The sequence below is a fragment of the Serpentinicella sp. ANB-PHB4 genome, assembly GCF_031432315.1.
Classification (GTDB): Bacteria; Bacillota; Clostridia; order Peptostreptococcales; family Natronincolaceae; genus Serpentinicella.
The window spans coordinates 22,369-33,044 of the sequence record NZ_JAVKGO010000002.1 but is presented as its reverse complement, the minus strand read 5'-3'; the positions used below and the strand labels follow the sequence as shown (position 1 = coordinate 33,044).

The 10,676-nt window shown below is 33.7% G+C and carries 8 protein-coding genes and 1 pseudogene; all 9 read right to left on the bottom strand.

Going from position 1 to position 10,676, the window contains the following annotated elements:
• Positions 1-278: pseudogene (locus RH915_RS02715) on the bottom strand (hypothetical protein); the annotation flags it as partial.
• A 127-nt stretch (positions 279-405) separates the two neighbouring features.
• A complete protein-coding gene (locus tag RH915_RS02710) occupies positions 406-1,050 on the bottom strand; it encodes a response regulator transcription factor (protein WP_310477777.1) in 645 nt (214 codons plus the stop codon).
• Positions 1,040-2,440 (bottom strand): sensor histidine kinase, encoded by a 1,401-nt coding sequence (locus tag RH915_RS02705; RefSeq protein ID WP_310477776.1) that lies wholly within the window; start codon positions 2,438-2,440, stop codon positions 1,040-1,042. Before RH915_RS02705 ends, RH915_RS02710 begins: the two co-directional genes overlap by 11 nt.
• Before the next feature lie 151 nt (positions 2,441-2,591).
• A complete protein-coding gene (locus RH915_RS02700) occupies positions 2,592-2,837 on the bottom strand; it encodes a DUF2798 domain-containing protein (protein WP_310477775.1) in 246 nt (81 codons plus the stop codon).
• 244 nt (positions 2,838-3,081) lie between these two features.
• The gene (locus tag RH915_RS02695) at positions 3,082-3,837 is read right to left on the bottom strand and encodes a patatin-like phospholipase family protein (RefSeq protein ID WP_310477774.1); all 756 of its coding nucleotides are present in this window, start codon (positions 3,835-3,837) and stop codon (positions 3,082-3,084) included.
• 175 nt (positions 3,838-4,012) lie between these two features.
• Positions 4,013-4,924: a prenyltransferase gene (locus RH915_RS02690; RefSeq protein WP_310477773.1), complete on the bottom strand. Its 912-nt coding sequence runs from the start codon at positions 4,922-4,924 to the stop codon at positions 4,013-4,015.
• A 335-nt stretch (positions 4,925-5,259) separates the two neighbouring features.
• Positions 5,260-6,870: an L-lactate permease gene (locus tag RH915_RS02685; protein WP_310477772.1), complete on the bottom strand. Its 1,611-nt coding sequence runs from the start codon at positions 6,868-6,870 to the stop codon at positions 5,260-5,262.
• Positions 6,871-6,963: 93 nt separating this feature from the next.
• Positions 6,964-8,568 (bottom strand): L-lactate permease, encoded by a 1,605-nt coding sequence (locus tag RH915_RS02680; protein WP_310477771.1) that lies wholly within the window; start codon positions 8,566-8,568, stop codon positions 6,964-6,966.
• A 34-nt stretch (positions 8,569-8,602) separates the two neighbouring features.
• Positions 8,603-10,252 carry a gamma-glutamyltransferase gene (ggt, locus tag RH915_RS02675; protein ID WP_310477770.1) on the bottom strand — a complete coding sequence of 550 codons (1,650 nt, stop codon included), beginning with the start codon at positions 10,250-10,252 and terminating at the stop codon, positions 8,603-8,605.
• Positions 10,253-10,676 lie beyond the last annotated feature (424 nt).

The following is a 10,676-nucleotide window of genomic DNA, read 5'->3' as shown; positions in this document are numbered from 1 at the left end:
TGACGGTAGTCATTTCCAGAATGATATAAATGTCTAAAGCTAACATTGCTGATCACATTGTCTTCTAGATGAAATTGAATACTTACCTGCTGTTCTCCTCTGTCCTCATAGATTCCTCTATATCTTCCGTCTTCATAAGTTCCTATAACATAATCTTCTCCATCAACTTTTTCTTGTTCACTACCTGTTTCTACTGGTTCTTCAGTAGCTGTACATCCACTTAAAGCCATTACACTTGCTAAAATTAAAACTAATGCCATTAATAATGTTTTTTTCATCTGTGAGTCCCCCTCATATTGAGAAATATTTAACGCATTAAATAAAACTTTGTTATGTTAATAACTTAACATACTAAGCCGAGGACTTTAAACAGTGTAATTTGTCCCAACAGTAGGTACATTTGTCCTACTGTGTGTTTATTTTTCTTATCCAATAAGTAGCTGCCTCTGTTCTATTGGAAACATTCAATTTTTTGAAGATATTACTTATATAATTTCTAACGGTCTTATCCGAGATGCCTAAGCTCTCTGCGATCTCTTTATTCACCTTCCCTTGAGCAATCATATCTAAGATTTTCGTTTCTTGTAAGCTTAAACTAGATTTACTCTTTATGTTTGTATTTTCTATCTTTAAAGTATTAAAAACATCTTCTGTTACAGAAGTGTCTAAAACAGCTTTTCCCTTATATACAGCTATGATTGTATTAATTAATTCTTTACTTTCAATATCCTTTAATAAATAAGCATCGACACCAGCTCGAATTGCTCCCAAAACCGTTTCATTTTGGGTATATGCTGTTAAAATAATAATTTTTATATCCGGAAAACGAGCTTTTATTGCAATACTCCCATTGATTCCATCCCCGTCTGGCAGTTTGAAGTCTAATATAATTACATCGGGTTTTGTTTTAGTAGTCATCTTTATGGCATCTTTTAAGTTCTCAGCTTCTCCACATACCTCTATGGAAGGATTGGTACCTAAAAACATTTTTAAACCTTTCCTTACTACACTATGGTCATCTACAATTAACACTTTAATTTTATCTAACATGATTTGAGTCCTCCCATGGTACGATCAATTCAACTTCTGTTCCCTGCTCAATATTTTTTACGCTAAGTGTGGCCCCAACTGTCTCAGCTCTTTTTTTCATAGAAATTAGGCCAAACTGTTGTTTTGAATCTATACTATTTAATTGTATACCTACGCCATTATCCTTTACCTTAATATAGAGAAAATCACCTACTGTTTTTACTAAAACCATAGCACGATTTCCCTTTGAATGTTTTATAACATTGCTAAGTGCTTCCTGAACAACATAATAAATTTGACTAGATTTTTCAGTAGATAATTCTCTTAGATATAATTCCGGCATTTCAGATTCTACATCAATTTTAATATCTTGGTTATTATTAAATATTTCAACCAATTTCACTATGCTGTTGGTTAAATCCTTCAACTCCACTGTTTTAAGGGATGTTGTTGATATAAACTCTCTAGTTTTCTTAATAGTATTTCCTAAGTCTAATTGTATTTCCTGTAGCAGATCAGCATACGACGCTTCCTTATTATCATCTATCAAACATTGTAACTTTAAGTTTGCTGCGTAGATACTTTGAATAATGCTATCATGTATTTCCAGTCCCAATTTTCTTCTTTCTTCATCTGCAATCTTTTGCTCCTGTAACTGCTGTAATCTCTCTTTTTGTTCCCAACCAAAAGTTTTTATTACTCTAATCAACAGAATATTAATGCTGATTCCCACCATAATTTTTATAATTTGAATAGGAAACCCAAACCATTGTAGGAATGCTTGATTGTTAATAACGTTTGCAGGAAAAAAATCCATTTCTCTTACAATCATTCCATCAACCAATCCATAAATAAGAAAAATATAAGCCAAGTGGTTATATTTTTTTACAATTGTATCTAAATTTCTTTTATTCATTTGTTTTCCCTGTAACCTTAAAGCAAGAGAAGTAATTACCCCACCTGGTAATCCCATAAAATATCGTAAAAAGGTAGTATTATATTGAGGATTTATAAGATGATAATGTAATCCGTTCCTTACCATTAATAAGATAAATAGAGTCCCCCAAACTGTTAGAAGCAAAATAGGCATTTTATTTATTATGCTTTTGTATCTAATATATTTTGGTAATAAAGTAGTTCCAAATCCTATTAGAAATACAAAAGAAATTGCCTTTAAAATTTGCTTTATTATGAACAAGTATACATATAAATCCGGGTATAAATCGGCAATCACTATCATAGTTACCCACTCAGAAAGACCATGAGTGATTCCAAAAACGCCTAAATACTTTAGTGATTTTACCAAAGGTAGATGACTTACTTCTTCATCTTTTTTATAACTTGCAAATATACCCATGGATACAAAAACTAAACCATATACTAGATATAAGAAAAAATATTCTTTTGCCATAATTACACCCTCAATTAATTTTTTGTTTATTCTTTATTAATTATACCATTTTTTACTACTCCTATTTTAGTAAAAATAACATAATCTTTCATTCTTTAATTTTGTTTTAAGCGTCTCCAAATATTCGTCGCAACACCAATATTATGGTTCCTTACTTTGTTGCTTCATCGGGCTCAGCTACGATTTTTTGTACTATTTTTTCGGCTATGGGTATAAAAAGATTTGCTAAAGGAATAGAGATTGCGGTTCCTACAACTGCAGACTTTAAAAAAGCTAATAAAAACCCTGGTCTAATTCCATAGTTTATAATAACCATGATTAATGCCATAGGCACTGATATAAAAATCGCTGCTAGACAAGAAAAAGTAATTCCTCTATATTTGTGGTTAATTTTCATTTACTTCATTCCTCCCATTTAATAAATATTTATTAGTAACTATCATAATACGTCTAATCTTAAAAATATTTCTACTGTAAAATTATAAAGTACTTGGTAAAAAAATTCATCATCTGGATTATAAATTTCTTTATTTACTGCCTCACATCCTCTATTTTAATAACCAAAATCTATTAACTTTTATTAATCATAAAAAACTCCCTCTTAACATATACGTTTGAGGGAGCATAAAATCTGTAGAATACTAATCTATCTGTACTTTTGTTATATCTAAGTTTTTAGTGTAGTTATAACCTATCTCGAAAATCTTTTCATTTTGACTTGTATCCAATATATTATAGTCTACTAGTGCTTCTAATTTTATAAATAGATCGCTATTTTCCTTTTTCTCTTGCTGCTTGCCTACATTCATTTGAAAGATTCGCTTAGTGATTTCTAAAATGCCATTTATTTTTTCTGTTTTTACAACGGGCATAATATCAATTGTAATTATTTTTTCACATTTATTCATCAATGGCTTTACAGGAACATTGTCGAGTAATCCACCATCAACATAGCTTTGTCCTTTTATCTCAACTGGCGAGAATAATATAGGGATAGAAGAAGAAGCTTGTACTGCTTTAGCTACATTTCCAGAGTTAATGTATTCTACTTTTCCAGTATTGATGTTTGATGCGCATATATATAATGGGTATTTTAAATCTGTAAAATTTTTACCTTTCAAAATTTTATCCAGTTGATTTCCTAAAGTGTCGAGATTAGCAAAACCATTAACAGGAAATTTAATTTTGGCTGCATCAGTTATTTTTATATCTTTCATAATTTCCATAATGTCATCAGGAGTTTTCTGAGCTGCCAGAAGCGCTGCAACAATTGCTCCTGCACTTGTACCAGAAAATATCTCAGGCTTTATTCCTTTTTCTTCTAATGCTTTTATAACCCCAAGATGAGCAAACCCTCTGCTGCCCCCTCCACCTAAAGCAATACCAAACCTTTTCATGAAAATCTACTCCTTCTCTGACATTGTATTAATCCTTTAATTTTTAACTAACCTTTTATTATCCACTGATATAAAACAGAAAGGATTACAACCAAGTTACTTTTTAGAGTTTTTAATATTATTGTGGCACTTAAAAATTCAGGTATTATTCTTTAAAACTAGGGCGCTTTCTACGCTAAGCATGTTTAAAAATAATATAGGACAACCCTAATACTATTACAGTATTCGTTAATATTGATAATAGAACAAAATATGTAATCATTTTGCTTCCTGGCTTAATAGAATAGTTGGAAAGAATAAAAAGCTGTAAAAGGATTAAAACTGAAGTAATTAAACTAAAAATTATTCCGCTTAGATTAATCAAAGTGCCCCTTTGATAAATTAAAATAGATATAAATGACACTGTATATAATAATATTATTAATAACTTTGCCTTATAATGACCTAGGATTACTACTGAGGTTCTTTTTGAACTCAATCTATCCGACGGTTCATCTGGAAGAGATGTAGAAATAGCCATAGCCAACTGTGACGGCAAGATGATTATTATGATCGTCCAAGGGAATGCGTTAATATTGCCCCCCTGTGATAAGTAGCCTATTAACGGTAGCACTAGACCTACACCAATCATTTGCAACAGTTCTCCAAATCCCCTGTATGATATTTTCATTGGACTGAAGCTATATGCATAAAGTAAAAGTATGCCTGCAATAACTAATAGTAATATAAAAGCATTTCCTATATAAAAAGAAAGCAAAACACCTATAAATAAACACATTATCGCCATAACAACAGCACCGTATAATATATTTTTCTTACTCAAATAGCCCTCAATTAAAACCCTAGAACCACCAGTAAAAGGCGTAAAGGTTTTATTTTGCCTATCTGTTTCATAATCCGCATAGTCATTTGCATATACAATAAAAAGATGCATAAGGAGTCCATAGGTATGTATTAACACAAAAACTAACCAATTAAATTCCTTATGCATAGAAAAGTGAATTATTTGTCCCAATAAAAGACTCGGAAAAATAAACATTTGGGCTGGAATTCTTGAGGCTTTAGTCCATGCTTCTGCTTTATTCAATATTAATTCCCCCTTTAGGATATGATCACTTTTTTTCATGGAATACAGCATATTTTTTAATCTATCTATCTTATTTAGATTACATAATCAAGTAATTTTTTAAAATTTATTGTTTTGCACCCATCAATAGATCGCACAATATTTTATACCCTCATTGCATTCAAATAAACGAAGGCAAATTCTAATTAATAAATGGCCCTTGATTCTAAAGCACACCCTAGTGGGAAGAAGGAGATTAAATATTCCCCTAAACTGCTTTGTCTAGGGGAATAATAAGCATCCTTCACTCTAATTATAGTATTATAAACCTAATTAGCTTTGAAATGAAAGTTCTTTTAAAGGTAATACATAATAATAGCAGCTAGGGAAACAAAACACCCGGATATAATTGTAAACCTTAAAGCTGGCTTCATAACCTCTGATTCTTTACCTTCTATCTCTGCAGTACTTGTACCGAGTATAACATTGGCTGGGGATATTGAGTTTCCTATAGCCCCACCTGCTGATTGAGTTGATATTACTTGCGCAGTAGATAATCCTTCCATTGTTTCAGCCACTGATACGTGTAAAGGCGCGAATAATACATTTGAAGCTGTGTTTGAAGACGTCATAAAGGAACCAACAATTCCAATTACATTAGACAGGGCTAGATAAACTACTGGTGGTGAAATTTCAGCAATTCCTAGAGCCAATACTGTTGTTTGACCAGAATTACTCATAATTTCCGTCATTGTTAAAAAACCGATTATTGCTAAAGATGCGCCTACTGCGTTATCCTTAACTTCCGTCCAAATTATTTTATGTGATTCTTTTTCATACACATCTAGTTTTTTATACCAAAAATATGCAAATATTGCGGATATCAGTAAGTATAGACCTGGATGAGTTAATGGTGTAATTGGAGAATATGTATCTTCTCCTTCTACTACAAATTCATAACCCGTTTCTGTTGTAGGAACAGAAGGTCCAAACTCAAATTGACCTAGGGCATCGGATATATTAGGTATTCCCAATGCGATAACAGATATTATTATTAATACATAGTATGGCATAAATGCTTTATGTATTGATATGCTAGGTTTCTCTTCTAATTCACTGGTATGTTCATCCTCTAATATATCTGTCTCATCTTCCAGAGGTGTTTTATCGCTATATTTATTTAGCTTTGCAAGTAAAAATAGGGCTCCTAAAGCAATGGTTGTGGGAATAAAATTGCTTAAGGATGGGTTAATTTGTCCTAAGTATATCTGCCCACCCCCATGGATAAGCGATATTACTATAACCGCAAGAAAACCCTCTTTAATCCCTTTCCATTTAGCAAACATCCAACAAATCATAATGCCTGCGACAATATTTGTGATCCAAAGTAAAATTCCTGTATAAAATATAGTCGTTGATGGGGATTCAATTGTAGCGACATTTGTTGTAGCAATCCATGCGACGGCTAATGTTCCAAATACATTTGCCCAGGCATGTCCAATTAATGGTATGGCGACTGCTGCTACGGGCCTTACTCCTATACCTACGAGAATAGGTGCTACGACAGCAATTGGTGCACCAAACCCTGCAATACCTTGTAAGAATGAAGTAAATACCCAACCTAGACCTAAGACTAAAAATAAATAGTTTTTCGTGTGTATTTGTATATCCTCTCTTATTACAGTAAATGCCCCGGACTCTTTTGTTACTTGATATAGAAGTAGGGCTGGCCATACAACTAGTAATATAAAAAGTGCTTCCCAAAGTCCTTTACCAAAACCAACTATGGCATTCATAAAAGATGCTTGAAATAATATAAGTGCTATTATTAAGGCTATACCCATAGAAATCCAACCTGATTTTGCACCTGACCACTTAAGTTTAATTAACATAACCAATAAAAGAACTAGTGGTAACAGTGCAGCGAGCCAATGAATTATATCTACAGGCATATTACTTTCCACCATGATCACTCCTCTCCAGTATTATTTATATCTTTGATTTGAGTTTATTTATCTATATAGTGAAAACCTCTTCCATAAGGAAGAAGTTTTCATTAGTTAGCTTAAGTAAAATAGCGCTATGGCTATAATCGACACAATAATAGCTGAGATCAGCGTGAAAATAATCGTATACTTAAAGACCTCCGAATCTTTCCCTTTTATTTCGGCTGTACTAGTTCCTAATATAACATTAGCTGGAGCTATAGAGTTACCTATTGCACCTCCAACTGATTGTGATGCTATAACCTGTGATGTTGAAAGTGCATCCATAGATTGTGCTACGGATACATGTAAAGGAGCAAATAGTACATTTGAAGCCGTATTAGAAGAAGTCATAAATGCACCAAGAATACCAATGACATTGGTTAATGCAATATATACTACTGGCGGTGCCATTTCCGCTACCCCAAGAGCAATAACAGTCGTTTGTCCGGAGTTACTCATTATCTCAGTCATTGTTAAAAATCCAGCTATAGATAATGACGCCCCTATTGCATTATCTTTTACTCCTGACCATATCTCTTTTCCTGCATCTTCTTTATATGCGCCTAATTTCTTAAACCAGAAATAACCGAAAACCGATGCTATTAATAAGTATAAACCTGGATGGGTTAGTGGAGCGATCGGGGAATAAGCTGATTCAGCTTCTACTTCATATCCATAACCTGTTTCTACCCCTGGAACTGCTGGTCCCCATTCTACCTGCTCTAATATTTCTGTAATAAAAGGTATTCCTAGGGCTACAATAGAAATTATAGTTAAAACATAGTAGGGCATAAATGCCTTATGAATTGACATTTTAGGTTTTTCACTCTTAATCGTCTTTTCATCTAATATATCAGTCTCTTCTTGAAGCTCTGTTTTTTCCTTATATGTATTTAATTTAGCTAGAATAAATAAAGCTAAAAGTGCTACAGTTGCTGGTACAAAATTACTTAGTGTTGGATTTACTTGTCCTAGTAATACTTGTCCACCACCATGAATAATAGAAATGGTGATTACTGCTATAAAACCTTCCTTTATACCTTTCCATTTAGCAAATAGATAACAAATCATAAAACCTGCAATTATATTTGGTATCCATAACAGAATAGAAGTATAAAGTACCGTTTCTGCTGTATTTTCAATGGTAACAACATTTGTTGTCGCAATCCAGCCCACTGCTAGTGTACCAAACATATTAGCCCATGCATGTCCAATAAGAGGTATAACTACTGCCATCACTGGTTTTACACCAATACCTACAAGTAAAGGAGCCACTACGGCTATAGGCGCTCCAAACCCTGCAATACCTTGTAAGAATGAAGCAAATACCCAACCAAAAGCTAATACAAGAAACAGATAATTTTGTGTATGTTCTTGAATCCCTTCACGTATTGCAGTAAAGGCATCCGCAGTTTTTGTAACATTATATAGATATAAAGCTGGCCATACTACCAACAATATAAAGAATGCTTCCCAAAGACCTTTACCAAAACCTACAGCTATTCCATCAAATGGAGCTTTAAATAATATAAGCCCTATGACGGTAGCTACAGCCATAGCTACCCAACCAGATACGGGACCTGACCATTTTAATAATACAAGCATAATTAAAAGTAACACTAGGGGTAGCATAGCCGCTACCCAATGTAATAAATCTACAGGTAATGAATTTTCCATTCCTAATCCTCTCCTTTCCAATATTAGTGTATATTTACCAAGTTAGTGCTAGACCATCTCCTCTAGGGTCTGCCCCTGCACTATATTTACCTCTTTCTCGATCTATAATAATCCCTTGAGCGTGTCCCATTTGTTGGGAATAATCTTCATCCACTTCAACTTCATGGCCTCGTTCTGTTAATATTGCTCCAATTGCGTTAGGAATACGAGACTCTAATTTTAAAGAAAAGCTGGACTCTCCCCATGTTCTACCATACAACCAACGGGGTGCCTCTATTGCCTGCTGCATGTTATACCCAAAGTCAATCACTCTTGTTAATAAAGCACATTGGGTTTGTGGCTGTCCTTCACCACCCATTGATCCAAATAACATAAAGGGTTTGCCGTCTTTAGTTGCCATTGCAGGTATAATTGTATGAAAGGTTCTCTTATTTGGCTCAAGTGTATTTTGGTGGTCTGGGTCCAAGCTGAAAAATGATCCTCTATTCTGTAGTAAGAATCCACACCCTCCCGGCATAAATCCGGATCCAAACTCATGATAAATACTTTGAATTAATGAAACCCCATTGCCCTCTTTATCAACGACACTCATGTAAGTAGTGTCTCTATTTCCCTTTATATCTGGAAGTTCTTCTAACTTATTTAAATCATACGCTGAGCTCATTGAAATTTCATTTACCATTTTGCTTCCATGTTCTTTTGATAGAAGTTTATCGTAGGGTATATCTTCAAAACGTTTATCAGTTACCCACTGATCTCTGTATTTAAAGGCTATTTTTGCTGCTTCTGCCATGAGATGATAATAATCTGGGGTGTTATCACCTATTGACTGTATATCATGCTCTTTTAAAATATTTAGCATCATTAAAGTTGCAATTCCTTGAGTATTTGGTTTTAACTCATGAACAAGATAATCTCTATAGTCTGTAGTCAGAGGCTTCTCCCATGTACTCACATGTTTTTCTAAGTCTTCTTTTACTAAAAGTCCCCCATGTCTATTAAGAGAATCGACTATTCTTTCCGCTACTTCTCCTTTGTAAAATACTTCATAACCATCCTTTGCAATCAGTTTTAAAGTCAATGCTAAGTCTGGTTGTTTTAATATTTCACCAGGTTGAATTGCTCGACCTCCTGGTAAAAAAGTATTTCTTGATTCTTCATATTCATTAAGTACTTGTTTCTTCTCTTTAATAAATTGGCTAAACTTTTCGGTAACTGGAAAACCATGTTCAGCGTATTCAATAGCTCTTAAGAATAAGGTATTCCACTCCAGTCTTCCATATTGTTGATGCATATCCCACCATGCCTTTACTGTTCCGGGGACTGTGTTTGCAGATAATGGACCTCTTTCTGGTATCTCATCATATCCTTTGTCTAAGTAAATATCCCTCACTACTTTAGATCCAGAACGACCACTTCCATTGATTGCTTTAACTTCTCCTTCCGATTCATCCCAAATCAACGAAAATAAATCTCCTCCTAGACCTGCCATATGGGGATACACAACACATAAAACTGCATTAACAGCAATTGCTCCCTCCACAGCATGACCACCTTTTTCTAATATCTCCTTCCCAGCCTGTGTTGCCAAGTAGTGTGGTGATGTAACCGCTCCATTTGTGCCTTCCGAAACCGGTCTACCGGTTTCAACAAATCCGTAAAATCCACCTTTTTTAAGTGCCATTTTTCTCCCTCCTATTTTTTGATCTATTTTTCTCCTACCCGACATTTTTTTTGTTTAAACACATCACTTCACTACCAAAAAATGTTTAATTTGCTTCTATATTAATTATGTAGCGCCGCCAACTAGGATTTAATTTACGTAAAAAAAATTTCAAACTAATAATTTAACTGCTATTATTCAAGGTGTTTTTTAATAGACTTTATGCTTTTGTTGTCTAGTTTTAATTTTTAAAATATAATCTACTTACTTTCTTTACAATCATAATTTATGCTTAGTTCACCGACTATCACTTAACTTTCTTGCCTTAGACATAAAAAAAGTGGCTATCGCCACTTTCTCTTCCTGAGTACAGTCAGAGAATCTCATCTCCTATAACCCCTGTTTTTTATATGGTAGGAAGTAGAACTTTCCTACCATATAAAAA

What these genes read in the sequence shown, in the direction of transcription:
- ggt (WP_310477770.1), bottom strand. Translation starts at nt 10,252, where the DNA reads ATGGCACTTAAAAAAGGTGGATTTTACGGATTTGTTGAAACCGGTAGA.
- RH915_RS02695 (WP_310477774.1), bottom strand. Translation starts at nt 3,837, where the DNA reads ATGAAAAGGTTTGGTATTGCTTTAGGTGGAGGGGGCAGCAGAGGGTTT.
- RH915_RS02685 (WP_310477772.1), bottom strand. Translation starts at nt 6,870, where the DNA reads ATGGTGGAAAGTAATATGCCTGTAGATATAATTCATTGGCTCGCTGCA.
- RH915_RS02705 (WP_310477776.1), bottom strand. Translation starts at nt 2,440, where the DNA reads ATGGCAAAAGAATATTTTTTCTTATATCTAGTATATGGTTTAGTTTTT.
- RH915_RS02680 (WP_310477771.1), bottom strand. Translation starts at nt 8,568, where the DNA reads ATGGAAAATTCATTACCTGTAGATTTATTACATTGGGTAGCGGCTATG.
- RH915_RS02700 (WP_310477775.1), bottom strand. Translation starts at nt 2,837, where the DNA reads ATGAAAATTAACCACAAATATAGAGGAATTACTTTTTCTTGTCTAGCA.
- RH915_RS02710 (WP_310477777.1), bottom strand. Translation starts at nt 1,050, where the DNA reads ATGTTAGATAAAATTAAAGTGTTAATTGTAGATGACCATAGTGTAGTA.